The organism is Azoarcus taiwanensis, from assembly GCF_012910885.1.
GTDB lineage: Bacteria > Pseudomonadota > Gammaproteobacteria > Burkholderiales > Rhodocyclaceae > Azoarcus_F > Azoarcus_F taiwanensis.
The window spans coordinates 1-24,570 of sequence record NZ_WTVM01000058.1 but is presented as its reverse complement, the minus strand read 5'-3'; the positions used below and the strand labels follow the sequence as shown (position 1 = coordinate 24,570).

21 protein-coding genes and 1 pseudogene are annotated in these 24,570 nt (G+C 63.8%); 12 read left to right on the top strand and 10 right to left on the bottom strand.

What is annotated here, in order from left to right; genetic code table 11:
* Nucleotides 1–146: 146 nt before the first annotated feature.
* The 8 genes from GPA21_RS10975 (at nt 147) to GPA21_RS10940 (ending at nt 12,438) form a co-directional block, all read left to right on the top strand.
* On the top strand, nt 147–2,639 hold the full coding sequence (locus tag GPA21_RS10975) for an acyl-CoA dehydrogenase (RefSeq protein ID WP_168988214.1): 2,493 nt from the start codon (nt 147–149) through the stop codon (nt 2,637–2,639).
* A gap of 23 nt (nt 2,640–2,662) precedes the next feature.
* Complete coding sequence (locus GPA21_RS10970; RefSeq protein ID WP_168988213.1) at nt 2,663–3,946, top strand: acetyl-CoA C-acetyltransferase; 1,284 nt, start codon at nt 2,663–2,665, stop codon at nt 3,944–3,946.
* Nucleotides 3,946–5,955: a 3-hydroxyacyl-CoA dehydrogenase NAD-binding domain-containing protein gene (locus GPA21_RS10965; protein WP_168988212.1), complete on the top strand. Its 2,010-nt coding sequence runs from the start codon at nt 3,946–3,948 to the stop codon at nt 5,953–5,955. The genes GPA21_RS10970 and GPA21_RS10965 overlap by 1 nt, the downstream gene beginning before the upstream one ends.
* A gap of 14 nt (nt 5,956–5,969) precedes the next feature.
* Nucleotides 5,970–6,383 carry an acyl-CoA thioesterase gene (locus GPA21_RS10960; RefSeq protein ID WP_168988211.1) on the top strand — a complete coding sequence of 138 codons (414 nt, stop codon included), beginning with the start codon at nt 5,970–5,972 and terminating at the stop codon, nt 6,381–6,383.
* Between the two features lie 146 nt (nt 6,384–6,529).
* Nucleotides 6,530–8,911: a 3-hydroxyacyl-CoA dehydrogenase NAD-binding domain-containing protein gene (locus GPA21_RS10955; protein ID WP_168988210.1), complete on the top strand. Its 2,382-nt coding sequence runs from the start codon at nt 6,530–6,532 to the stop codon at nt 8,909–8,911.
* A 17-nt stretch (nt 8,912–8,928) separates the two neighbouring features.
* Entirely contained in the window at nt 8,929–10,128 is a 1,200-nt protein-coding gene (locus GPA21_RS10950) for an acetyl-CoA C-acyltransferase (protein WP_168988209.1), read from the top strand.
* A gap of 295 nt (nt 10,129–10,423) precedes the next feature.
* Nucleotides 10,424–11,569, top strand: coding sequence for an ABC transporter substrate-binding protein (locus GPA21_RS10945; protein ID WP_168988208.1), 1,146 nt, complete (start codon nt 10,424–10,426; stop codon nt 11,567–11,569).
* Nucleotides 11,570–11,622: 53 nt separating this feature from the next.
* Complete coding sequence (locus GPA21_RS10940; RefSeq protein WP_339379884.1) at nt 11,623–12,438, top strand: enoyl-CoA hydratase/isomerase family protein; 816 nt, start codon at nt 11,623–11,625, stop codon at nt 12,436–12,438.
* On the opposite strand, the gene GPA21_RS10935 is transcribed toward GPA21_RS10940, so the two are convergent.
* The 10 genes from GPA21_RS10935 to ubiB form a co-directional block, all read right to left on the bottom strand.
* Complete coding sequence (locus GPA21_RS10935; protein WP_168988207.1) at nt 12,439–13,050, bottom strand: glutathione S-transferase; 612 nt, start codon at nt 13,048–13,050, stop codon at nt 12,439–12,441.
* A gap of 9 nt (nt 13,051–13,059) precedes the next feature.
* Entirely contained in the window at nt 13,060–13,716 is a 657-nt protein-coding gene (locus GPA21_RS10930) for an alpha/beta hydrolase (RefSeq protein ID WP_168988206.1), read from the bottom strand.
* Nucleotides 13,716–14,030 carry a (2Fe-2S) ferredoxin domain-containing protein gene (locus GPA21_RS10925; protein ID WP_168988205.1) on the bottom strand — a complete coding sequence of 105 codons (315 nt, stop codon included), beginning with the start codon at nt 14,028–14,030 and terminating at the stop codon, nt 13,716–13,718. The genes GPA21_RS10930 and GPA21_RS10925 overlap by 1 nt, the downstream gene beginning before the upstream one ends.
* 58 nt (nt 14,031–14,088) lie before the next feature.
* Nucleotides 14,089–15,162, bottom strand: a complete 1,074-nt coding sequence (locus GPA21_RS10920) for a VanZ family protein (protein WP_168988204.1) — start codon at nt 15,160–15,162, stop codon at nt 14,089–14,091.
* Nucleotides 15,163–15,171: 9 nt separating this feature from the next.
* Complete coding sequence (locus tag GPA21_RS10915; protein ID WP_168988203.1) at nt 15,172–15,759, bottom strand: NAD(P)H-dependent oxidoreductase; 588 nt, start codon at nt 15,757–15,759, stop codon at nt 15,172–15,174.
* A 27-nt stretch (nt 15,760–15,786) separates the two neighbouring features.
* Nucleotides 15,787–16,281, bottom strand: coding sequence for a ubiquinone anaerobic biosynthesis accessory factor UbiT (gene ubiT / locus GPA21_RS10910; protein ID WP_168988202.1), 495 nt, complete (start codon nt 16,279–16,281; stop codon nt 15,787–15,789).
* Nucleotides 16,278–17,195 (bottom strand): U32 family peptidase, encoded by a 918-nt coding sequence (locus GPA21_RS10905; RefSeq protein ID WP_168988201.1) that lies wholly within the window; start codon nt 17,193–17,195, stop codon nt 16,278–16,280. The genes ubiT and GPA21_RS10905 overlap by 4 nt, the downstream gene beginning before the upstream one ends.
* Nucleotides 17,192–18,196 carry a ubiquinone anaerobic biosynthesis protein UbiU gene (ubiU, locus tag GPA21_RS10900; protein ID WP_168988200.1) on the bottom strand — a complete coding sequence of 335 codons (1,005 nt, stop codon included), beginning with the start codon at nt 18,194–18,196 and terminating at the stop codon, nt 17,192–17,194. Before ubiU ends, GPA21_RS10905 begins: the two co-directional genes overlap by 4 nt.
* 158 nt (nt 18,197–18,354) lie before the next feature.
* Nucleotides 18,355–19,065, bottom strand: a complete 711-nt coding sequence (locus GPA21_RS21265) for a PEP-CTERM sorting domain-containing protein (RefSeq protein WP_339379883.1) — start codon at nt 19,063–19,065, stop codon at nt 18,355–18,357.
* Between the two features lie 264 nt (nt 19,066–19,329).
* On the bottom strand, nt 19,330–20,859 hold the full coding sequence (gene ubiB / locus GPA21_RS10890; protein WP_168988215.1) for a ubiquinone biosynthesis regulatory protein kinase UbiB: 1,530 nt from the start codon (nt 20,857–20,859) through the stop codon (nt 19,330–19,332).
* A gap of 258 nt (nt 20,860–21,117) precedes the next feature.
* On the opposite strand from ubiB, the gene argS reads away from it, so the two are divergent.
* From argS to GPA21_RS10870, 4 genes and pseudogenes are all read left to right on the top strand, one after another.
* Nucleotides 21,118–22,881 carry an arginine--tRNA ligase gene (gene argS / locus GPA21_RS10885; protein ID WP_168988199.1) on the top strand — a complete coding sequence of 588 codons (1,764 nt, stop codon included), beginning with the start codon at nt 21,118–21,120 and terminating at the stop codon, nt 22,879–22,881.
* Nucleotides 22,882–22,922: 41 nt separating this feature from the next.
* Nucleotides 22,923–23,492 (top strand): SPOR domain-containing protein, encoded by a 570-nt coding sequence (locus GPA21_RS10880; RefSeq protein WP_168988198.1) that lies wholly within the window; start codon nt 22,923–22,925, stop codon nt 23,490–23,492.
* A 151-nt stretch (nt 23,493–23,643) separates the two neighbouring features.
* A complete protein-coding gene (locus GPA21_RS10875; protein ID WP_168988197.1) occupies nt 23,644–24,273 on the top strand; it encodes a thiol:disulfide interchange protein DsbA/DsbL in 630 nt (209 codons plus the stop codon).
* Between the two features lie 44 nt (nt 24,274–24,317).
* Nucleotides 24,318–24,570: pseudogene (locus tag GPA21_RS10870) on the top strand (PilZ domain-containing protein); the annotation flags it as partial.

The window sequence follows — 24,570 nt, the reverse complement described above, 5'->3', positions numbered from 1 at the left end:
GGCGAAAGCAGGAGGCGAAATGATGAAGCCGCCTGACCCATATAGGGCGCTTCGCATCCATTCAGGCGGACGCGGCGCGTCGGCCCAGGTTTCAACTTCCAATTAGTAGCGCGGCGTGAGAATCGCGCCAATTTCAGGAGATAGTGATGTTCTGGTTACTGCTGGTTTCCCTCCCTCCCTTGGTGGTCGCGCTCGCCTACGGGCGAGCGCCTCTTTTTGCCTGGGCAGGGGCTGGCGGCCTTTGGCTGCTGTTGATGGCCGTGACCACCGGTTGGCCGGTGGCGCTGACCGTTGTCGTGCTCGCGCTCTGGGCCAGCATCTTTGCCGTGTTCATGAGCGGCAAGCGTAAGTCGCTCATTAGCGCACCGATCTTCTCCGCCTTCCGCAAGGCCCTGCCGGCGATGTCGCAGACCGAGCGCGACGCACTCGAGGCCGGCACGGTGTGGTGGGAAGGCGAGCTCTTCCGGGGCAAGCCCGACTGGCAGCGCCTGCAGTCCTACCCGTGGCCCAAGCTGAACGAGGAGGAGCAGGCCTTTCTCGAGAACGAAACCGAGGAACTGTGCCGCCTGTGCAGCGACTGGGACTCGACCCAGCGCCAGGATCTGTCGCCGGAAGTCTGGCAATACATCAAGGACAAGGGTTTCCTCGGCATGATCATCCCGAAAGATTTCGGGGGCAAAGGCTTCTCGGCTTTCGCGCACTCGCAAGTGGTCACCAAGCTGTCGACCCGCTCGTCTGCGCCGGCGGTGACCGTGATGGTGCCGAACTCGCTCGGTCCTGCAGAGTTGCTGCTGCACTATGGCACGCCTGAGCAGAAGCAGCACTATCTGCCCAAGCTCGCTACGGGCGAAGCCATCCCCGCCTTTGCCTTGACCAGCCCGTGGGCCGGCTCCGACGCAGCGTCGATCCCGGATGCCGGCGTGGTGTGCAAGGGCATGTGGGAAGGTGAAGAAGTGCTCGGCATGCGGGTGAGCTTCGACAAGCGCTACATCACGCTCGCACCGGTGTGCACCGTGTTCGGTCTGGCTTTCCGGCTATATGATCCCGAGCATCTGCTGGGCGACGTCGAGGATCTCGGCATCACCTGCGCGCTGGTGCCGCGCGAAACACCGGGCGTGAACATCGGTCGCCGTCATCTGCCGCTCAACGCGGTGTGGATGAACGGCCCGATCCGCGGCAAGGACGTATTCATGCCGCTCGACTTCATCATCGGCGGGCCGACGATGGCCGGCCAGGGCTGGCGCATGCTCATGGAGTGTCTGGCTGCCGGGCGCTCGATTTCGCTGCCCGGCTCCAACACCGGCATGCAGAAGCTCACCGCACGTGCAGTCGGCGCCTATGCCCGGGTGCGCTACCAGTTCAAGACTGCGATCGGCCGCTTCGAGGGGGTCGAGGAGGCGCTCACCCGTATCGGCGCGAACACCTATCTGTCTGACTCCGCGCGTATCGTCACCGCCGGTGCGATCGACCTCGGCGAGAAGCCGTCGGTGGTGTCCGCCGTCGTGAAATATCACGTCACCGAGCGTGCGCGTCAGACCGTCAATGACGGCATGGACGTGATCGGCGGCAAGGGCATCTGCCTCGGACCGCAAAACTTCCTAGGTCGCGCCTATCAGCAGATCCCCGTCGGAATCACGGTCGAGGGCGCGAACATCCTGACCCGCAGTCTGATTCTGTTCGGACAGGGTGCGATTCGCTGCCATCCGTATGTGCTCGATGAGATGCATTCGGCACAGAAGAACGATCTCGACGCGTTCGACAACGCGTTGTGGAGCCATGTCGGCTATACGGTGAACAATGCCGCGCGGGCGGTGGTGATGGGTATCACCGGCTCGCACTTCGTCAAGGTGCCGGACAACGTCGCGCCGGAAACCGCGCGCTACTACCAGCAGCTGACCCGTTTTTCGGCGGCCTTCGCCTTCCTTGCCGACATCTCCATGGGCACCATGGGTGGTGCGCTCAAGCGCAAGGAAAAGCTCTCCGCACGCCTCGGTGACATTCTCTCGCTGATGTATCTGGCAACCACAACGCTCAAGCGATATGAGGCCGAAGGGCGGCAAGCCGCAGATGCGCCGCTGATGCACTGGGCGATCTGGGACTGCATGTTCCGCATCCAGAATGCTTTCGAGGGGGCGATAGCGAACTTCCCGAACCGGTTCTTCCAGTTCCTGCTGCGTCGTCTGGTGGTGTTCCCGCTTGGTCGTCCGTATGTCGTACCGTCCGACAAACTCGGCCACGAGGTCGCCAGCCTGCTTATCGAGCCGTCCGCGACCCGCGACCGCCTCACTGCCGATACCTACCTGCCCACAGATATCGAGGAGCCGGTGGCCGCGCTCGAGGCTGCGCTCGCGGCGACGGTCGCCGCCGAGCCTGTCGAGGCCAAGCTGCGCGAGGCGCAAAAGAGCGGACGCTTCCGTCCTGGGCTGAACGTGGGTGGCGATGTCGACTGGGTCTGGCGCGAAGCGCGCGAAGCCGGCGTGATCACCGATGACGAATACCGGATCGTCGAGGAGCGCAACCGCCTGCGCGACATGGTCATCCGTGTCGATGACTTCGCGTACGACTTCGGTCTGCGTGAGGCTTTGGCCGAGATCGACGACACTGCCCACGGCGCGCAGGAATTGCGCGCTGCGGCGTGAGCCAGGCGAGGAGCCCAGAGCGCATGACACGCGAAGTCTTCATCATCGACGGCGCCCGCACGCCGTTTCTCAAGGCGAAGAATGCACCGGGGCCGTTCGCCGCGTCGGATCTTGCGACTGCTGCTGGCACCGCATTGCTGCTGCGCCAGCCTTTCGCCCCGGATCAACTCGACGAGGTCATCCTGGGTTGCGCAAGCCCGTCGCCGGACGAGGTGAACATCGGCCGCGTTGTGGCGCTGCGCATGGGCTGCGGGCAGAAGGTGCCCGGCTGGACCGTGATGCGCAACTGCGCCAGCGGATTGCAGGCGCTGGATTCTGCCCTGGTTAACATCCGCGCCGGTCGATCGGATCTGGTGCTGGCCGGCGGGGTCGACGCCTTGTCGCGCGCGCCGCTACTGCTGTCGGACGCGATGGTGCGTTGGCTTTCCGGTTGGTATGCGGCGAAGAGCATGGGCCAGAAGGTGGCGGCATTGCGTCGCTTCAAGCCTGGCTACCTGGCGCCGGTGATCGGCATCATGAAGGGCCTGACCGATCCGATCGTCGGCCAGCTGATGGGGCAGACCGCGGAGAACCTGGCGCATCACTTCGGCATCAGCCGCGATGACATGGATGCCTTCTCGGTGCGCAGCCATCAACGCGTCTGCGCTGCGCAGGACGGGGGGCGCTTCGACGGCGAGGTCGTGCCGCTGGTCGATCGTGACGGCAGCGTCTACGCCACCGACGACGGCGTGCGCCGGGATTCGTCGATGGAGAACCTCGCCAAACTCAAGCCCTTCTTCGACAGGAAGTACGGTCGCGTGACGCCGGGCAACAGCTCGCAGATCACCGATGGCGCCGCCTGGCTGGTTCTGGCCTCGGCTGAGGCGGTCGAGCGTCATGGCCTCGAGCCGATGGCTCGCATCGTCGACAGCGAATGGGCCGGTCTCGACCCGGCGCAGATGGGCCTCGGTCCGGTGCACGCAGCGAGCCCGATCCTGCAGCGTCAGGCGCTCACGCTTGCGGACGTCGACTACTGGGAGATCAATGAAGCTTTCGCCGCCCAGGTCATCGCCTGCCTGCGCGCCTGGGACGACGAAACCTACAGCACCCGGCAGCTCGGCCTGCCGGCGCCGCTCGGCAAGCTCGATGAGAGCCGCCTGAACGTCGACGGCGGTGCAGTGGCGCTCGGCCACCCGGTCGGCGCGAGCGGTGCGCGCATCGTGCTCCATCTCGCCCACGTGCTGCGGCGCGAAGGCGCCAGGCGCGGTCTGGCGTCGATCTGTATTGGCGGCGGGCAGGGTGGAGCGATGCTGCTGGAGACCGTGTAATGAACATGAACTACAAGCACCTGAACCTGATTCGCAAGCCGTCCGGCGTGGTCTGGCTGCAACTCGACAAGGCGGACGCCTCGACCAATACACTCTCGGCTGACATGCTCGATGAGCTGGCGAATGTGTTTGCGGAACTCGAACGCGACCAACCTGCGGGATTGGTGATTACCTCGGCCAAGTCGGCAGGCTTCATCGCTGGTGCCGACATCGAGGAGTTCACCCGCATCGACTCCCCCGAAGCCGCACGTGCGCTCGTCGAGCGCGGCTGGTCGCTGTTCAACTGGCTCGCGCGCCTGCCCTTTCCGACGCTGGCGCTGATTCGCGGCCATTGCATGGGCGGTGGGCTGGAGCTCGCACTGGCGTGCCGTTACCGCATCGTCGTCGATGATCCGTCGACCAAGCTGGCCTTGCCGGAGGTCATGCTCGGCATCATGCCCGCCTGGGGCGGCATGATGCGGCTGCCTCGGGTCGTCGGTCCGGCGGTTGCGCTCGACATGATGCTCACTGGCAAGCCGGCCGACGCGAAGAAGGCAAAGCGTACCGGGCTGGCGGACGAGTGCGTGCCGGCTCGCGTCATGGAGAACGCCGCCGACATGCTCGTGATCTCCGGGCGCAAGCCTCGCTCACTGCCATTGATGGCGCGCCTGATGAACGGGCCGCTGCGAAGCGTCGTTGCCGGCAAGGCGGTCAAGCAGGTCGAGGGGCGCGCGCGCCGCGAGCACTATCCGGCGCCTTACGCAATCATCGAAACCTGGGCGAAACATGGTGGGAACGCGCTTGCCGTGCCTGCCGATTCACCTGCCTCGCTGGAGGCGATTTTCCGGTCGCCCACCGCCAAGAACCTGGTGCGGGTGTTCTTTCTGCAGGAACGCCTCAAGGGCTTCGGCAAGCCTGCCGAGGGTGCCGAGCCGTTCAAGCCGCGTCATGTACATGTTGTCGGTGCCGGTGTCATGGGCGGCGATATCGCCGCGGTGTGCGCCCAACGTGGCATGACGGTGACGTTGCAGGATCAGTCGGTCGACCGGATCGCCCCGGCGATCAAGCGCGCTGCAAAATTCTTCGAGCGCAAGTACAAGGGCGACAAGCGTCAGGTGCGCTTCGCGCTCGACCGCATGGTGCCGGACCCGGAAGGCTATGGCATCCGCCGCGCCGACGTGATCATCGAGGCGATCTTCGAGAACCTGGACGCCAAGCGTACCTTGTTCGCGCGTATCGAAAGCGAGGCCAAGCCGGATGCGGTGATCGCCACCAACACCTCCAGCCTGCGCATCGAGGATATCGCGACCGCGCTCGAGCAGCCGCAGCGACTGGTCGGCATCCATTTCTTCAATCCGGTGACCATGCTGCCGCTGGTGGAAGTGGTCGATGCCGAAGGCACCGACGCCCAGGCTTTGGGTCGTGCCGCCGAGTTTGTGCGTGCGATCGAGAAACTGCCGCTGCCGGTGAAGTCCGCGCCAGGGTTCCTGGTCAACGCCGCGCTCGGGCCCTACATGCTCGAGGCGCTGCGCTGCGTGGAAGAAGGCATTGCGCCCGAGGCGGTGGATCGTGCGCTGGTTGATTTCGGCATGCCGATGGGGCCGGTGGAGCTGGTCGATACCGTCGGGCTGGATATCGCTGTGGCGGCCGGCAAGGCGCTCACCGGTGACGCCGCAGCCGAGCCGCCGGCAAAGCTGATGTCGCTGGTGCAGGCCGGCAAGCTTGGCCGCAAGAGCGGCGAGGGTTATTACCGTTGGGAAAATGGCAAAGCCGTGAAGACCGCCGAGAATGCCAGCGCCGCGTCGCCGCAACTGGCCGAACGAGTGCTCGCGCCCCTGCTCGCGGCGGTACGCCGCTGTGTCGAGCAGGGCGTGGTGGCCGACGCGGATCTTGCCGATGCCGGGGTGATCTTCGGCACGGGCTTCTCGCCCTGGACCGGTGGGCCGACACACTTCCAGGCGTCGAAGGGCGTGGCGCCGCCCGAGCCGAGTCAGGCCGAGGCGCCGGAAACAGCGCTGCAAACCGCATGAAGGAGAGAACCCCGATGACGCATGCGAACGAATCGGATCACGTTACGAGTCTGCCGGAGGGCCGTCAGCCGGCCTTGCGCATCATGACCATGCCGGCCGATCTGAACCCGGCCGGCGACGTTTTCGGCGGCTGGATCATGGCCAACGTCGACATCGCCGGCGCGATTCCGGCCCGCCGTCGGGCCAAGTCGCGAGTCGCCACCATCGCGGTCAACTCCTTTCTGTTCAAGCAGCCGGTGTCGGTCGGCGACCTGGTGAGCTTTTATGCGGAGGTGAAATCCGTCGGCCGCACCTCGGTAACGGTCGACGTCGAGGTGTACGCCGAGCGTGATCCGGAGAACCCGGTGGTGGTCAAAGTCACCGAGGCGACGCTGACCTATGTCGCGCTCGACGATCGCGGCCGCAAGCGACCACTGCCGCAGGGTTGATGTGCTGAGGGGGGCCATCCCCCTCCTGGCCTCCCCCTTGAAGGGGAGGAAACTGCGGCCCATCTTTTCGCCCTTATCCAGGCGAAGTACCGGGCCAACGAATTCCCGTTCTGCATGAATAGCAGAACGTATCAAAGGAGGAGCAAGTGAATAGACTCGTCATCCGCAAGGTCGCCGTGCTCGGTGCCGGCGTCATGGGTGCGCAGATTGCGGCGCACTGTGTCAATGCCGACGTGCCGGTGGTGTTGTTCGATCTGCCCACCGACGGCGGCAAGCCGAACGCGATCGCCGACAAGGCCATCGCGGCGCTGAAGAAGCTGGACCCGGCGCCGCTCGGAGCCAAGGACAGGCTGGGCTTCATCGAGGCCGCGAATTATGCGACCGATCTCGAGAAGCTGCGCGAGGCCGACCTGATCATCGAGGCAATTGCCGAAAAGATGGAGTGGAAGCTCGATCTCTACGCCAAGGTCGCCCCCTACCTGCGCGAAGACGCGATCTTCGCGTCCAACACCTCGGGGCTGTCGATCGGCAAGCTGTCCGAGGGCATGCCGGCTGCGGTGCGCGGGCGCTTCTGCGGCATCCACTTCTTCAATCCGCCGCGCTACATGCCGCTGGTCGAGCTGATTCCCACTGTCGATACCGACCCGGCGATGCTGGATTCGCTCGAGACCTGGCTCACCGGCCGGCTCGGCAAGAGCATCGTCCGCGCCAAGGACACCCCGAACTTCGTCGCCAATCGCGTCGGCGTGTATTCCATCCTCGCGGTCATGCATCACACCGCGCGGCTCGGCCTCGGCTTCGACGAGGTCGATGCGCTCACCGGCCCGAAAATCGGTCGCCCTAAGAGCGCCACCTACCGCACCGCGGATGTCGTCGGGCTGGACACCCTCGCCCATGTCGTGGGCACGATGAAGGCCACATTACCGAATGATCCGTGGCATGCGATGTTCGAGCAGCCTGAGTGGCTGAAGGCCTTGATCGCCAAGGGTGCGCTGGGCCAGAAGACCCGCGCCGGTATCTACCGCAAACAGGGCAAGCAGATCATGGTGCTCGATCTGGCCAGTGCGGACTATCGTGCGAGTGGCGGTGAGATCGCCCCGGAAGTCGCCGAGATCCTCAAACTGCGCAATCCGGCCGAGAAGTTCGCCCGGTTGCGTGCGAGTGAGCATCCGCAGGCGCAGTTCCTGTGGTCCATCTTCCGCGATGTGTTCCATTACTGCGCGGTGCATCTGGGCGAGATCGCCGACAACGCACGCGACGTCGATCTGGCGATGCGCTGGGGCTTTGGTTGGGCGCAGGGTCCGTTCGAGACCTGGCAGGCCGCCGGCTGGCGTGACATCGCAGAGGCGATTCGCGCCGACATCGAGGCGGGTCGTGCGACCAGCAGCGCGCCCTTGCCCGCTTGGGTGTTCGAACGTGACGGTGTGCACGAGGCGGCGGGTTCGTTCTCCGCAACCGAATCCGCGTTGAAGCCGCGTTCGACGCTGTCGGTCTATGGGCGCCAGCTCTATCCGGAGCAGGTGCTCGGCGAGGCCGCGCCGGATCGTGGCGAAACCATCTGGGAGAACGATGGCGTGCGGCTGTGGTGCCGTCCCGACCAGGACGCCCGTATCGGCATCGTGTCATTCAAGTCCAAGATGCATGCAATCGGCGACGAGGTCATGGACGGCCTCATTGAGGCGGTGGCGCGTGCGGAACGCGATCTGGACGGTGTGGTGATCTGGCACGAGGCGCCGTTTGCGGTCGGTGCCAACCTGCAGCAGGTCGCCGAGGCCTGCAAGGCCGGCCAGTTCGACATGCTCGAGAAGGTGGTGGCCAAGTTCCAGCGTGCCTCGATGACGCTCAAGCACGCCCAGGTGCCGGTGGTCGCGGCGGTGCAGGGCATGGCGTTGGGTGGCGGGTGCGAGTTCCTGATGCATTCGGGCCATCGTGTCATGGCGCTGGAGTCCTACGTCGGTCTGGTCGAGGCCGGCGTCGGCCTGATTCCGGCCGGTGCCGGCTGCAAAGAGTTCGCGCTGCAGGCGCACCGGCTCGCCCAGCGCGCGGCCGGCGGCGACGTCTTCCTCTACGTGCAGAACATGTTCCAGACCATCGCCATGGCGACCGTCGCCAAGAGTGCGCTCGAGGCGGTGTCGCTCGGTTTCGCCAAGCCCTCGGACGACATCGTGTTCAACCCGAACGAGTTGCTGTATGTGGCGATCCGCCGCGCCCGGGCGATGGCCGAGGCCGGCTGGCGCCCGCCGATGGTCGAGCGGGCGGTCAAGGTCGCGGGACGCAACGGCATTGCTACCTGCGAACTGATGCTGATGAACATGGCCGAGGGTGGCTTCATCTCCGAGCATGACTACAAGGTCGCGCGTGCGGCTGCCACTGCCTTGTGTGGCGGCGAGGTCGATACCAATGCGAAGGTCTCGGAGCAGTGGATTCTCGACGTCGAGCGTGCGCTCTTCGTCGAACTGCTCAAGACCGAGAAGACACAGCAACGCATCGTGCACATGCTGGAAACCGGTAAGCCGCTGCGCAACTGATAACGGAGCATACGAACATGAGCAATCAAATACAGGACGCCTACATCGTCGCTGCAACCCGCACACCGGTGGCCAAACGCAACGGCATGTTCCGGAACGTGCGCCCGGACGACATGCTCGCCCACGTGCTGTCGGCGGTGGTCGGCAAGGTGCCGGGGCTGGATCCTAACGAGATCGCGGACGTGATCGTCGGCTGCGCGATGCCGGAGGCCGAGCAGGGCATGAACGTCGCCCGCATCGGCGTGCTGCTTGCGGGCCTGCCGGACACCGTACCAGGCCTCACCATCAACCGATTCTGTTCATCCGGGCTGCAGGCGGTGGCCGATGCCGCGGCGCGCATCCGGCTGGGCGAGGCGGATGTGATGATCGCCGCCGGCACCGAATCGATGACGGTCATGCCGCAGATCATGGGCAACAAGGTCAGCCTCAACCCGGCGATCTTCGAAAAGCGCGAAAACTACGGGATCGCCTTCGGCATGGGCTTGACCGCCGAAAAAGTCGCCGAGCAATGGAAGGTCAGCCGCGAGGATCAGGACGCTTTCGCGTTGCAGTCCAATCAGCGCGCGTGCGCGGCCATCGCCGCCGGTCATTTCCGCGACGAGATCACGCCTTATACGGTGCGCGGCCACATGCCGGGCGAAGGCGGCACGGTGCGCGTGGTCGAGCGCGTCTGCGATACCGATGAAGGCCCTCGCGCCGACGCATCGATCGAAACCCTGGGCAAGCTGCGCCCGGTGTTTGCCGCGCGTGGCTCGGTGACCGCCGGCAACAGCTCGCAGATGTCCGACGGTGCCGGTGCGGTGTTGCTGATGAGCGAGGCTGCGGTCAAACGCTACGGAGTGACCCCGATCGCGCGCTTTCGCAGTTACTCGGTGGCCGGCGTGCCACCGCAGATCATGGGTATCGGCCCGGTCGAGGCGATCCCGCGGGCGCTGAAGGCGGCGGGCGTGGCACAGGCCGACGTCGACTGGATCGAGCTGAACGAAGCCTTCGCAGCACAGGCGCTTGCAGTGATGCGCCAACTCGAGCTCGACCCGACCAAGGTCAATCCGCTCGGCGGTGCAATCGCGCTGGGTCATCCGCTGGGCGCAACTGGTGCGATCAGAGTCGCCACCCTGATGAATGCGATGCAGCGCGAGGCCGACTTGCGTTACGGCATGGTCAGCATGTGTATCGGTACCGGCATGGGGGCGGCAGGGTTGTTCGAGAAGGTTTGATCATCCCGGCCCGGTTGGCTCTGCCATCAATGGGCCAACGCAATAGCCCGAGGGCCATCGGCTGGAGCCCTCTGACCTGCCCTGGCAGCCTTGCTGGCTGCCAGGGCAGGTTTGTTTGAGGCCGCAAGCCGCGGCGGCGTATGAAATGCGGGCTAGTGAATAGTCTGAACAGCCTCAGGATTATGGAGGTGTCGTATGCGATATTTCTGTCGATACGATGTACCAGATCCGTCGCTGACGCCGATGATGAGCGGTTTGCCCTACAATCACGGTAAGTCATGGAGGAGGCACGATTATGGTGGGAAGGCGTGAGCTGTTGCGCGCGGTTGTCGCGTTGGTCGGACTGGTCTTCGGGGTTGCCGCGATTGCGCAGACGCCTGGTGTTACCGCTTCGAGCATCCGGATTGGGCAGTCAGCGGCTTTGTCCGGCGCGGCGGCTGAGCTTGGCACCGAGATGCGTCAGGGCATCGAGGCCTATTTCGCCACCGTGAATGCTGCGGGTGGTGTCAACGGCCGAAGGCTCGAGCTTGTCTCGCTTGATGACGGCTACGAGCCGGACCGCGCTGCACAGAACACGAGGACGCTGATCGAGGATGAGCAGGTTTTTGCCTTGCTTGGTTACGTCGGTACGCCGACGAGTGAAGCGTCCCTGCCAATCTTTACCGAGGCACGCGTCCCGTTCGTAGGGGCGTTTACGGGCGCCGAGCTGTTGCGCGATCCCTTCAATCGTTACATCTTCAACGTTCGGGCCAGCTACTATCAGGAAACCGGCAGGATCGTCGATCATCTGGTCGCAGCGGGTACCACACGCATCGCGGTTTTCCACCAGAACGATTCGTATGGGCGGGCCGGCCTTGAAGGTGTGAGAAGGGCAATGGAGCGCCACGGCCTGGAGATCCATGCCGTCGCGACGGTCGAACGCAACAGTACGGATGTCGCCGAAGCCACCAGGATCCTGACTGCCGCCGAGCCGGTGGCAATCATTCAGATCAGTGCCTATGCGTCCTGCGCTGCCTTGATAAAGGCAATGCAGGATCTGCGTGTACCGCCCCAGTTCTTCAACGTCTCCTTCGTCGGCAGCCGGCCGTTGGCCGAAGCCCTGGGGGATGTCGGACGAGGCGTGATCGTTTCCCAGGTCGTGCCCTTTCCTTTTTCCGGAGTGAGTCCCCTGGTGCGCACATATCGCGAGGCGATGGAGAGGCAGGGCACGACTAACCTGTCCTTCACCAGCATGGAGGGCTTTCTCGCCGCGATGGTCACCGTGGAAGGTCTGAGGCGCAGCGGCGAGGATCTCACCCGTGAGGGCTTTGTTCGTGCGATGGAGACGATCCGTGGGCACGACTTTGGCGGTTTTGTCGTGACCTTTACGGATGGCAACCACAATGGTTCCGATTTCGTGGACCTGACGATGATCAGCCGGGATGGAAGGTTCATTCGCTGAGACGCAGACAGAGCGTTGCAGTGATCATCGAAAGTCGCTGCGCGCAGCAAAGCATGGCAGGAGGTGACATGGCGGATACGGTGTTGCTCGAGGTTCAGGATTCGGTCGCTACGATCACCCTGAATCGCCCGGCGCAGATGAATGCGCTGTCGGTTGAGATGATGGAAGACATGCTCGCGGTGGTGCGCGGGCTGCGCAACCGTGATGATTTCGATGTGGTCGTGATCTGTGGTGCCGGTGATCACTTCATGGCCGGTGGCGACCTGAAGGATTTCTCGCGCTACTTCGACCAGGATTCGGCCGCTCGTCAGGTCAGCTTCCGCGCGATCATCGAACAATTGATCAACCCCATAGTCGAGGTGCTGCAGGGTTTGCGACAGCCGGTGGTCACGCAGGTGCGTGGCGCCTGTGCCGGTTTCGGCCTGTCATTGGTCCTGGGCAGCGATCTGGCAGTGTGCGCTGACAATGCAAAGTTCACCACTGCGTACAGCGCGATCGCGTTGCCGGCCGACGGCGGCATGTCCTGGTTCCTGCCACGCATCGTCGGGGCCCGCAAGGCGCTCGAATTGCTGATGCTGGCCGAACGTTTCGATGCTGCCGAGGCCTTGCGCCTCGGTATCGTCAACAAAGTTGTTACGGCCGATGCGCTCGAGACGGAGACTTCGGCACTTGTGGCCAGGCTGAGCACTGGCCCGCGACATGCCTACGCGGAGATCAAGCGCCTCGTCGCCGGCGGCCCGAACGTTACGCTCGAGGCTCAGCTGCAGAACGAGGCCGATGCCTTCGGGCGCTGCGGTGGCACCGGTGATTTCGTCGAAGGTGTCACCGCATTTCTGGACAAGCGCAAGCCGTCTTTCCGCGGCGGCTGATCAGCCGACCGGCGGGACGGTCTCGATGAAGCTCGGACGGGCCGACATCCGCGCTTCCAGTGTCTTGAGCGCGGGGTGCGCGTCGCGCCACGAGAGCTGGGGAAAACGCAGGTCGAGATAGGCGAGAGCCGTGCCGGCGGCAATGTCCGCCAGGCTCAAGCCATCCCCATGCAGCCATTCCCGGCCAGTGGCTCGACGTTCGAGCACGTCGAGGCCACGCTCGATCTTGGCTGTCTGGCGCGCGATTTCACGGTCGCTGCGCTCACCATCTGGACGTCTCGATTCCAGTAGCGCAGTGACCGCCGCGTCGGTGATGCCGTCGGCCAGAGCTTCGGTCTGGCGAACCCTCACTCGCGCCAGCGCGTCCGTGGGCAGCAGTCGCGGCTCGGCGTTCAGGGTTTCCAGGTAGCCGGCAATGACCGGAGAGTCGAAGAAGACTTCGCCGTCGTCGAGCACCAGTACCGGCACTTTGCCCAGTGGATTGATCTCCGGCACCCGGGTTGCCGACTCCCAGGGAGAGTCTTCCACGAGCTCGAAGGGGAGCTGCTTCTCGAACAGTACGATGCGAATCTTGCGTGCGTAGGGGCTGGTCGGCGAGGCGAACAGTTTCATGGTTTACTCCTAAAGAGGCGCCCATGCGTTGCTGATGATATTGCGGATCACGTGCAGTTTGCCGTGAAAGAAGTGATCCGCGCCAGGTACGACGATGACCGGCTGTTCTTGCGGGCGCGCCCAGTCGAGGACGTTCGCCAGTGAGACGGTTTCGTCGTTTTCGCCGTGAATGATCAGTGTCGGCACACCTTCCGGCAGCGGTGGCGTGTCGTAGTGACGAGCCCCGTCGGCGGCTGCGCCAGCCGCCATCCCGACCAGTGCCATCCGGCGAGGTGGGGTCATGCCGCCCGCCAGCCGTGTGGCGACCCGCGTCTGGACGAAGCCGCCGAAGGAAAATCCACCCAGGGCCAGCGGCAGGAACCCCCAGCGCGATTGCGCCCAGGCGATCACCGCAAGCATGTCCTCTGTTTCGCCTTCGCCGTGATCATGCTCGCCTTCGCTCTCGCCGACGCCACGGAAATTCGGGCGGATCGACGCGTAGCCGAGATCCCGGAAAACTCTCGCCAGGGTGTGTGCCACCTTGTTGGTGTTGGCACCACCGTAGAGTGGGTGGGGGTGGCAGATCAGTGCGACGCCGCGTACCTCCGTGGGGGTGTCGATCAGCGCCTCGATGGCGCCTTCGGCACCGCGCAGCAGGGCTTTTTCAGTTGCGGGCGCTCGGCTCATCATCCCTCCAGTTTCAATCGTTCCACGATTTGCCCCTTGACCAGGTGCGACTCGATGATCTCGTCGATATCTTCCTTGTCGATATACGTGTACCACACAGCATCCGGATAGACGACGAGCACCGGCCCCTCGTCGCATCGGTCGAGGCATCCGGCCTTGTTGATGCGGATCTTGCCTCTGCCCTTGAGGCCCAGTGCGCGGATACGATCCTTGGCGTAGGCCTGCATCTCGGCCGCCTTGTGGTCGTTGCAGCAGGTGTCGCCTGGGTTGCGCTGATTGCAGCAAAAGAAGACATGGTGTTGAAAATAGCTCATGGGTCTCTCCGGGGTATGTCTATTGGCCTCGTCAGGCCTCGTTGTCGTTGCTCGACTCTCAGGTGTTGTGAAGGTGTTCTCCACGCCACAGCCCGAGGGCGGACAAATAGCCTAGCGCAATAAGCGGCCAGGTGCTTGCAACGATGTGCGTGAGACCGTGGAAGTTCAGGAAATTGCCGTAGGTGAGCAGGCGCTGGTCGACCAGCAGGAAGGGATTGTCCGGGATCAGGTTGGCGAGCGTGGTGGCGGCGAGCAGCGCCATGCCAGCAAGGGCGTGTTGCGCGAGCCGCGGCAGAAGCAGCATGGCCGCGAGCGCGGGAAGTCCGAACAGCATGCCGTCGCGCGCCCCCGGGGTCAGCCAGCCAGTCGGGGCGCCCGGGACGAAGAAGCTCCAGGTCGCCAGCGACTTGGCCGCTAGCGCAAGCACCAGCAATACCAGAATTGGCAGCGGATTTGCGGAGGTCATCATGCATCTGGCGATCAGTCCGATGGCGACGATGTTTGTCGCCACCAGCAGGGTTTCGAACAGGATGAAGCGCTCGGGCTCGAACGACAGTGGTGTTCCAAGGTCCAGAAGGCTGCGAATGTCGCCGCTGGCGAACACGATACTCTCCGGCATGAGCTGGGTCAGCAGCCAGAGGCAGAGCAGGATCAACCCGGCGTCACCGCTGCGCCCGGGAATGATCCGGCGGTTGCGCCAGCGCTGTAGCCAGCCGTTGCGGTCGAACAGTCGGTGGGCAAAAAGTGCCCCGAAGGCTGCGCCGATAAAGCCGCCTGCCAGATTGCAGGCGAGGTCGACGTTGGACGAAACCCGTGTCGGCAGGAAGTTCTGCAGGGTTTCGACCGACAGGCTCAGCAGGCCGGCGAGCAGGGTCGCGATCAGGATCGCCGTACCTCGCCGAAAAGGCAGCGCCGCGACGACGATGAAGCCGAGCGGAATGTACCCGAGGACATTGACCACCAGATCCTCGAGCCGGAAATAGCGTGGAAACGGGGCGATGAGATAGTCGAAAACCGGCAGCCCGGAATGCTGCCAGCCGGAGAGCGGGTGCAGTGTGGCGTAGAGGATGAGCAGCGCGTAGCTGAGTGCCAGATAGACGGCGAGGCGCGAAGGGTTGACTGACGCGTGCATGCGCAGCGGTCAGTGCGCCTTCCGACCCAGCGCCTGCAGCCGCGAGAACCAGCGCTCGCGGCCGGTTTCATCCAGGTTGTCGACCTGGCCGATCAAGGTCTCGCGCACCGGGGCAATGCCGACGAAACCCAGGATGTTGCGCTCAAGCGAGCGCACGCTGTGCGCCCGAAAGTAATAGCGGTAGATCAGCGCCGGCATGCCCATGGTGACGATGACCCGGGCCGAGCGCCCGGTCAGTCCCTTGTGGGCGAGCACGCTGTCGCCTTCCCGGTGAAAAGCAAATCCTGGTCGTGCAACCTGCTCGAGAAAACCCTTGAGTAGAGCCGGCATGTCGCCCATCCACAGCGGAAAGACCAGCACCAGATGCTCGGCCCATGCGATGTCCTTCTGTGCCTGCTCGAGTCCGTCGGGCAACGGCGAGCGTTCCCATTCCTTCTGGCTGCGCAGCAGTGGGAAATCCAGGTGTGCGACGTCGGTCGTGCGAACCTCGTGTCCAGCAGCTTCGGCGCCGGCCCGGTAGTGCTCGGCCAGCGCATGACAGAGGTGCGGTTCGACCGGGTCGGGGTGACCCTGGATAATAAGGATTCGCTTGCCCATGCCCGCCTCCGGAGTCTCGCGACCGGTTCAGGCGACCTGTCTGCGAGGATGGCTCAGTTTGGCACGGAATCGTTCGATCAGGGTCGCAGGCATCAGATCGCGTTGAATGGTTTCCCAGTCGACCGCGTCCAGCGTGTTCTTGACCAGCAGGCCAAGGTCGGTGTCGCCTTCCATGCGCAGGCGGCGACCGAAGAACAGGGTGTCGGCGTCCTCTTCGCGAAGCGCGAGCGCGATGTAGTCGCGCAAATTGGCGCTGAGGGTCAGGTCAGGTTGGCCGGTAGCGGTGCGGGGGGTGAATCCACTGGCGCCGTAGGTGAAGTCGAGCGACAGGCCGGCGTCAAGAACGCGAAGACGAAGGTGGCGACCGGTGAGCGCCTCCATGCTGTCGCGCGGTACGATGCGGTCCAACCCGACGTTGAGCGCGAGCGTCAGTATCCAGGCAGGGGGTTTTTGCGGCAGGCGCGAGGCGATTCGGGCGAGCGGTGCGGGCAGGGTGAAGGCCGGCAGGGTGGGGAGGTTCATGACTTCGCTCCGGCGGGTAATTGAAGCTCGAGCCCGGGTTTGCCGTGCCAGAAGCCGTTGCAGGCGCGGTCGACCATCCATTCGGCGCTGCGCTCGAAAGCCGCCAAGGCGCTGGTCTGACCGTCGAGTGCTTCGCGGAACAGCGCGATCACGTCCAAGGTATGCGAGCCCTGCGGGCTGATGCGCAGGACGTCGGCCTGACGCGCGACCTCCGGCAGGTCGGCGAGCAGGTTGTGCACGCGGGCTGACTGGGTCTGCACGCCGTTGAGGGTCAGAAAAGGCTCGCCTTCGCGGGTGCGCAGCACGATGCCGTCGGACATGCCGAGGCAACGAAACTCGCAGGTGTCCTTCTGCAGGTTGAAGTGGCGGGCGGTGAAGCAGCGTGCCGAGTGCGCCAGCGGCAGACGACCCCAGGCGAGCACTTCGGTCTCTGGCCGGGTTTGCATCTCCGAGAGCAGCGCGGCCATGGCCTCGCCCGACATCTCGGGTGCGACCACCCAGCGCGTCGCGCCGGCCTCCATCATCAACTGCATGGTGTCCGGGTTGAAGATGTTGAGCGTCGGTCCGGCGATCCAGTCCTTGCGGCCCGCTTCTGCGAGCAGGCGCACCGCCGACATGTCGTTGGCCTCGACCCGGAAGTCCGCTTGCGCGACCATACGGCGCAAGGCCTTGAGGTCGGACTCGGACTCGATCAACGCCTGGGAGGACATGATCGCGGTCTTGCCGGCATCGCGCAGCATGGCCGCGACCTCGAGCCAGTCGTCCAGCCGCAGTTCGTGGCGGCGCGAGCAGACGGTCTCGCCGAGATAGACGTCGTCGACGGCCGAATCCGCGACGCCGGCGTAGAAGTCGAGCGTGGATTGGCGGGACCAGTAGTAGAGCAACGGTCCGACACTGATGCGCGTGGTGTTCATTTCCATGGCCTGTAATACGCGCCAAGGGTGTGGCTGCGTCCTTCGGATACCTTGGCCAGCTCCTCCATCCAGGCCGGCTGGATGGTGAAACGGTCTGCGCCGGCGAGCACCTTGTCGATCGCTGCCCGCCACACACGGGTGACCTGCGCGACATAGGCCGGACTGCGCTGCCGACCCTCGATCTTGATCGCCCGGACGCCGACCCGGGCGAGATCCGGCAGCAGCTCCAGTGTGTTCAGGCTGGTGGGTTCCTCGATGGCGTAGTAAGTCTCGTCATTGACCTCGAAACGGCCCTTGCACAGCGTCGGGTAGCCAGCGCGCTCGGAGTCGTCGAAGCGATCGATGAGAATGCCGTTCAGGCGGGTCTCCATCCCCTTGGGTGTCTGCTCCCAGCGCACATGCTTGCCCGGGGAGCAGGCACCATTGCAGTTCGGCGACTCGCCAGTGGCATAGGCCGACAGCGCGCAGCGGCCCTCCACCATGACGCACAGACCGCCGAAGCCGAAAACCTCGATCTCCACCGGCGTGTTGGCGATAACCTGCTCGACTTGCGGCAGCGACAGCACCCGCGGCAGCACCGCCCGTTGGATGCCGAAGCGCTCGTGGTAGAAGTTGATTGCCTCGTAGCTGGTTGCCGAGCCCTGCACCGAGAGATGCAGCCTTAGCTGGGGGTGGGTCTTGGCCGCATAGGCCATCAGACCCGGATCAGCGAGGATCACCGCGTCGATGCCGAAATCGGCTGCGCGATCGATGGCGGCAGTCCAGTCCGCCCAGTTGTGGGCTTGGGGATAGGTGTTGAGCGCGAGCAAAACCTTGCGCTTGCGGGCATGGGCGTAGTTGACGCCCTCGCGCATTGCCTTGGGGTCGAAGTTGAGCCCGGTGAAATTACGTGCGTTGGTCGCGTCCTTGAAGCCGACGTAGACGCAGTCCGCGCCATTGTCGACTGCGGTCTTCAGCGCCGGCAGGCTGCCCGCGGGGCAGACGAGTTCGATGCTTTGCATGATGCCTCGGATAGCGGAAAACCCGGGGACGATACCCTCGATTGCCCAGGTCCGCGTTGACACTTGTCAAGGCCGGGGGATGCCCTGGGGCTATGGCGTGGCGGCAAAAGAAAACGGCGACCCGAGGGTCGCCGTTGCCAAGACCGTTTAGGCGTGGTTCAAAGCATGCGGCGACGCATGGCGCCGAGGCCGAAGAGGCCCATACCAATGAGGGCCAGGGTGGCGGGCTCGGGAACAGGGCTGACCTCCTGTCGAGTCTGGCCTTGCACGGTCAGCATCGACTGAGTCAGTGCCACCTGAGATTGTCCCGCGCCGCTCCGAGTCAACGTGAATTCAAGTAGACCTCCGGATTGGAGGAAGGACAGAGACAGCGAACCTAGATCGATGCCTGCAGAGGGTATCTCGTTAATTTTCCCGTTAAATTCGGATGCGGTGACACCATCGACTTCAACCATAAGAATTGCGCCTTCCGGCCCGGTCAGCGTGAGAGTGAGTGTGGCGCTCATGATCTCGTGAATCAGCGGCTCGAAGGCGGTGCCGAGACTGTGCTGATAGGTGTGGGTGCCGAGAGATGCAGACCCACTCGCGGGCGTGTAGATGTCAGTGATAGGGAAGGCGTTCGCGACACTGATGAATCCGGCCAAAACTGCACCAGACAAAATTTTGCTTGCTGTTTTCATCTTGTTTTTCTCCACATTTTCTCGCGCCTGCCCCAAACCAAGAAGACGCTGTCGGCCAGGCGGAAAGATTCTCCCCATGCTCAGCATATTTCGTGCCAAAAGCGGATTGCGTCTATGTTGCAGGCACTTGCCGCCGCGTTCTTTAGGTAAACCTACGGCGCTGAAGTCAAATGTAAAATTTACCGACACTTTCGCAACAGCTGATGCTTGCGCGCAACGCAGCCCTGCCAGAAAAGGATGTTGGTCGCAAGCGCCCCGCGTAAGAAACAATGCGTTCCGGGCGGGAGGAAATCACGCTTGGCGCCTGACCGCGTCGTTGGTGTGACTTTTGTCACGTAAGTTTCTGGTCAGACAGTCAATTCGACTGTAAAAAAATCCGACACTGCATACTTATGTGGCTCCGAAAGAGGTGGCCGCGCCAAAGGTGTCCCGCTATCGCAGGGCGGTCGGCAATCAGCCGAGCAGGCGGTACAACTCCATGCCTACCATTGCGACCAGCAGCACGCCGATGAGGCCGAGCAGACGGTTCTGCCGGCGTTGGGTGGCTTCGAGGCGGGCGATTTCCTCTCGGTGGATGCGGTCACGGCGTTCGGGTTCGGTGAGCGCCTTGTGTGCGAGTCGGGGCAGTTGCGGCAGGGTGGCGGCCCAATTGGGGGCTTCGTCCTTGATGCCGGCGAGCAGGGCGCGCCAGCCCATTTGCTCGTCCATCCAGCGTTCGAGGAAAGGTTTCGCGGTTTTCCAGAGATCGAGATCGGGGTCGAGCTGGCGGCCGAGCCCCTCGATGTTGAGCAGCGTCTTCTGCAGCAGCACAAGTTGGGGCTGCACTTCCATTTCGAAGCGGCGCGCGGTCTGGAACAGGCGCAGCAGAGTCTTGCCGAAGGAGATGTCCTTCAGCGGCTTGTCGAAAATCGGTTCGCACACGGTGCGGATCGCGGCCTCGAACTCGTCGACCCGGGTCTTGGCAGGCACCCAGCCGGCCTCGATATGGGCCAGTGCGACCCGCCGGTAGTCGCGCTTGAAGAAGGCGAGGAAGTTCTGCGCGAGGTAGTTCTTGTCCTCCTCGTTCAGAGTGCCCATGATGCCGAAGTCGAGCGCGATGTAGCGGCCATCGGCGTGCACGAAGATGTTGCCCGGATGCATGTCGGCATGGAAGAAACCGTCACGGAAGACCTGGGTGAAGAAGATCTCCACGCCAGCGCGCGACAGTGCCGACAGATCGGTGCCCTGTGCCCGCAGCGCCTCGGTCTGCGAGATCGGCACGCCGTGCATGCGCTCCATGACCATTACCGACTTGCCGCACCAGTCCCAGTAAACCTCGGGTACCACGAGCAACGCGGAGTCGGTGAAGTTGCGCCGCAGCTGCGAACAACTGGAGGCTTCGCGCATCAGGTCGAGTTCGTCGTTGAGGTACTTGGAGAACTCGGCGACCACCTCGCGCGGCTTCAGCCGGCGACCCTCGACCCACAGCTTCTCGAGCATGATTGCCGCGGTCTCGAGCAGCGCGATGTCGTGGGCGATAACGCGTTCGATGCCGGGTCGCAAGATCTTGACTGCGACTTCGGTGCCGTCAGGCAGTTCGGCAAAATGCACCTGAGCCACCGACGCAGAGGCCACCGGCGTACGATTGAAGTTGCGGAAGACTTCGTCAATGGGCTTCTGATAGAAGTCCTCGATCACGCCGAGTGCCCGCTCGACCGGAAACGGCGGGACCCGGTCCTGCAGCAGCGCGAGCTCGTCGGCCAGATCGGGGGGGAGCAGGTCGCGCCGGGTGGACAGCATCTGGCCGAACTTGACGAAGATCGGCCCGAGCGATTCTAGCGCTCGCCGCAGGCGTACCCCGCGACTTTCGTCGAACCGCCGCCAGAAGAAGAAAACCTGCCAGACTTTGGCAAGTCGGCCACTGGTGTCGGCCTCGAGCACGATGCGGTCGAGTCCGAAACGCAGGCCTACGGTAACGATCTTGGCGAGGCGGAACAGGCGCACGGTGAGGGGTCGGGACAAAAAAGAGCGAGCTTAGCCCGAAAGCGACGGACGAGGAAGCGCGACGGAGCCTGTCGCCATACTGGTTCGCGCCTTATGCCGCGCGACACCCATCACACACACCTTCGCCACCTGTAGGAGCCGCGTGAGCGGCGAAGCCGTGTGGCAAGTATGCCGAATTTTGCGCACCGTGACGTTTGCTTACCCGGTCGATGCCGTTGCATCCGTTATAATTCGGCACTTTTCCGATTGCCGAGTGCCATGAGCGCCGATCCCAAGAACCATCTGGCCGAACTCCTGCGGGCTGCGCTGAACAGCGTCGCCCCCGAACAGGCCGACACTCCGATTCATCTGGAACGCCCAAAACAGGCGGATCACGGCGACTTCGCCACCAATCTGGCGCTGCAGCTTGCCAAGCCGCTGCGTCGCAACCCGCGCGAGCTGGCGGCGCTGCTGCTCAAGGAATTGCCGTCGTCGCCGATGGTCTCTCGCGCCGATGTTGCCGGCGCGGGCTTCATCAACTTCACCCTGGTTGCCGGCGCCAAGACCGATGTCGTGCGTCGAGTGCTCGAAGCCGAGAACGGTTTCGGGCGCGGCGAAGCCAAAGACGTGAAGGTGCAGGTCGAGTTCGTGTCGGCCAATCCGACCGGCCCGCTTCACGTTGGCCACGGTCGCGGGGCGGCCTACGGTGCCTCGCTCGCCTCGCTGCTCGACTACGCGGGCTACACGGTGTCACGCGAGTACTACATCAACGATGCAGGCCGTCAGATGGACATCCTCGCGTTGTCCACCTGGCTGCGCTACCTCGCCTTTTTTGGCATTGAGGTGCCTTTCCCGCCCAACGGCTATCAGGGCGATTACGTCATCGACATGGCGCGCGAGATGCGCGATGCCCACCAGGATCGATTTGCCGGCGTTACCGCGGCGCAGGTGCTCGAGGATACGCCGGGGTTGCCGGTCGCCGACCGCAAGGACGACGAGGCCAAGGCGCAGCGCGAGGCGCATCTGGATGCGCTCATCGGCAACGCCAAGCGGCTGCTTGCCGGGGACTACGCCTGGGTGCACGGCTTTGCGCTCACCGAACAGCTCGGTGACTGCCGCGAGGATCTCGAGGCGTTCGGCGTGGTGTTCGACAAGTGGTTTTCCGAGAAGAGCCTCTTCGACACCGGTCTGGTCGAGCGTGCCGTCGCCGAGCTCGAGAAGCGCGGGCATGTCTATACGCAGGATGGCGCCAAGTGGTTCCGCTCGACCGGCTTCGGTGATGAGAAGGATCGCGTGGTCCAGCGCGAAAACGGCATCTACACGTATTTTGCGTCCGATATTGCCTATCACCTGAACAAGTACGAACGTGGTTTCGACCGCATCATCGACGTCTGGGGTGCGGATCACCACGGCTACATTCCCCGAGTGCGGGGCGCGATCGAGGCGCTGGACCTGCCGGCCGACCGCTTTGAGGTCGCGCTGGTCCAGTTCGCGGTGCTCTATCGCAACGGTCAGAAGGCGTCGATGTCCACCCGCGCCGGCGATTTCGTGACCCTGCGCGACCTGCGCACGGAAGTCGGCAACGATGCCTGTCGTTTCTTCTACGTGCTGCGCAAGAGTGACCAGCATCTGGATTTCGACCTGGATCTGGCCAAGAGCCGGACCAACGAGAATCCGGTCTTCTACGTGCAGTATGCCCACGCCCGGGTTTGCTCGGTGATGCAACAGTGGGGTGGCGACGAGGTAGAACTTCTCGGGGCGGACACCAGTCTTCTTCAGAGTGACCGTGAGCTCGCCCTGTGCGCCATGCTGGGTGCCTTTGCCGAGACGGTGCAGCACGCTGCCGCCGATTTTGCACCCCATCAGATTGCCTTCTACCTCAAGGATCTCGCTGGGGAGTTTCATGGCTGGTACAACGCTGAGCGCATGCTGGTGGACGATGAGAGCCTGCGCCAGGCCCGCCTTGCGCTGGCGTGTGCTGTTCGCCGGGTGCTGGCATCAGGGCTCGCGATGCTCGGCGTGTCAGCGCCCGAGGCCATGTGAGCGTTGCTGTCAGTGACCCCGATGAGTCAACGGAGAAGCCTGTGAGTCGTGATCCAAAGCCGCGTCGCAAGACGACGCCCCGCAAGCCAAAGCGCAGCGGTGGCGGCGTGATCGTCGGTATCTTCATCGGTCTGGTACTTGGTGCGATGCTGGCTGCCGGTACGGCGTGGTATCTGACCCAGTCATCGCCATTCCAGGCGCCGCCGGCCACGCCGACCTTGCCCACCGGCCAGCAGGCGCCACTCGCGTTGCCAGGCAAGCCGGGCGACCGACCGGTTGTGCAGCAGGACTTCGAGTTCTATCGCATCCTGCCCCAGGGCACCGGTGGTGCTGAAACGGTGCCGGTCGCGCCGCAACCCGAGCCGGCACGTGCCGAGCGCCTGTATCTGCAGGTCGGGGCCTTCGAGGATCCGGCAGAAGCAGACAACCTGAAGGCATTGCTTGCGCTCAACGGTATCCAGGCCAGCGCTCAGCGGGCGCAGCTTGCGGATGGCCGAATCGTTCATCGGGTGCGTATCGGCCCTTTCAATCAGCCTGAAGAGATGAACCCCGTGCGGTCGAGGCTGGCCACTGCCGGGTTGACGGCTTCGGTTGTCCGCGTCAATCCCTAGGATGCTGGCCGAATTGAAACTGATCTGCGCCGCCTTCCGTCCCAGCCCGACTGGACAGGCGTTTGCATCATCGTGTATCGAATCGGAACCGAAGCGTTTCACCAACCGTCACAATGCGCGTTGACAAGCCAAATCCACACCGGAGATATCAATGAATCGTCGTGAAGTTCTGAAGCGCCTCGGATTGCTGTCCGCTGCCGGTGCAGCTCCGCTGGCCCTTGCACAGCAGCGCGCGCCTTTCGAGACCCTGGCCAACCGAGTGCCGAGCGAGGTCGAAGGCAAGATCGAGGTCATCGAGTTCTTCCACTACGGCTGCCCGCACTGCCGCAACTTTCATCCGCTGGTCAAGGACTGGCTCACCCGCCTTCCCGAGGACGTCGCCTTCCGCAAGGTGCCGGCGATCTGGGGTAACGATCAGTTGCGCGGCCTCGCGCGTCTCTATTACACGGGCGAACGCACGGAAACGCTGGGCCTCATCGAAGAGGCGATCTTCGCCGCGGTGCAGGACGAGCGTCGTGCGATCCACACCGAAGAGGGGGTGCGAAACTGGATTACCCGCTTCGACTTCGATCACGCGGCTTTCATGGATACCTACAAGTCGTTTGCCCTTCAGGCCACGATTCAGCGCGCGGATCAGATTGCTCGCACCTATCGTATCCAGGGCGTGCCGACGGTCGCGGTGGGTGGGCGGTTCATCACATCGGCCTCGATGACGGGCAGCCACCAGGGTACGCTTGAAGTGGTAGACCAACTGCTCGAACGGATTCGAAACGAAGGTTGAACACGGTCGCGGTGACGACCGAAACCATAAAAGGGGAGGATAGGATGGCCGATAACAGCGCCACTGAGGCGGCCGAGCGCCGCAAGACACAACGTTTTGTCGCGACTCGTCGTGGCGAGCAGTGTTTCTGGGTGATCATCGATGGTCAGCGCCACCCGCTGTCCGATTTGTCGTTGTCCGGCTTTGCAATGCCGGCTTCGTCGCCATTGCCAGCAGGCAAGGCCTTCGAGTTCGTCTTGCAGCGCGCCAACGTGCCCGACGAGATCCGCGGTTTTGCCAAAGTGGTCAACCACATCC

Coding starts and splice junctions, on each gene's coding strand:
- GPA21_RS10965 (WP_168988212.1), top strand. CDS start 3,946: ATGAACATGAACTACAAGCACCTGAACCTGATTCGCAAGCCGTCCGGC.
- GPA21_RS10960 (WP_168988211.1), top strand. CDS start 5,970: ATGACGCATGCGAACGAATCGGATCACGTTACGAGTCTGCCGGAGGGC.
- GPA21_RS10970 (WP_168988213.1), top strand. CDS start 2,663: ATGACACGCGAAGTCTTCATCATCGACGGCGCCCGCACGCCGTTTCTC.
- argS (WP_168988199.1), top strand. CDS start 21,118: ATGAGCGCCGATCCCAAGAACCATCTGGCCGAACTCCTGCGGGCTGCG.
- GPA21_RS10940 (WP_339379884.1), top strand. CDS start 11,623: ATGGCAGGAGGTGACATGGCGGATACGGTGTTGCTCGAGGTTCAGGAT.
- GPA21_RS10905 (WP_168988201.1), bottom strand. CDS start 17,195: ATGAACACCACGCGCATCAGTGTCGGACCGTTGCTCTACTACTGGTCC.
- GPA21_RS10915 (WP_168988203.1), bottom strand. CDS start 15,759: ATGGGCAAGCGAATCCTTATTATCCAGGGTCACCCCGACCCGGTCGAA.
- GPA21_RS10925 (WP_168988205.1), bottom strand. CDS start 14,030: ATGAGCTATTTTCAACACCATGTCTTCTTTTGCTGCAATCAGCGCAAC.
- GPA21_RS10875 (WP_168988197.1), top strand. CDS start 23,644: ATGAATCGTCGTGAAGTTCTGAAGCGCCTCGGATTGCTGTCCGCTGCC.
- GPA21_RS10930 (WP_168988206.1), bottom strand. CDS start 13,716: ATGAGCCGAGCGCCCGCAACTGAAAAAGCCCTGCTGCGCGGTGCCGAA.
- GPA21_RS10945 (WP_168988208.1), top strand. CDS start 10,424: ATGGTGGGAAGGCGTGAGCTGTTGCGCGCGGTTGTCGCGTTGGTCGGA.
- ubiT (WP_168988202.1), bottom strand. CDS start 16,281: ATGAACCTCCCCACCCTGCCGGCCTTCACCCTGCCCGCACCGCTCGCC.
- GPA21_RS10935 (WP_168988207.1), bottom strand. CDS start 13,050: ATGAAACTGTTCGCCTCGCCGACCAGCCCCTACGCACGCAAGATTCGC.
- GPA21_RS10920 (WP_168988204.1), bottom strand. CDS start 15,162: ATGCACGCGTCAGTCAACCCTTCGCGCCTCGCCGTCTATCTGGCACTC.
- GPA21_RS10975 (WP_168988214.1), top strand. CDS start 147: ATGTTCTGGTTACTGCTGGTTTCCCTCCCTCCCTTGGTGGTCGCGCTC.
- GPA21_RS10950 (WP_168988209.1), top strand. CDS start 8,929: ATGAGCAATCAAATACAGGACGCCTACATCGTCGCTGCAACCCGCACA.
- ubiU (WP_168988200.1), bottom strand. CDS start 18,196: ATGCAAAGCATCGAACTCGTCTGCCCCGCGGGCAGCCTGCCGGCGCTG.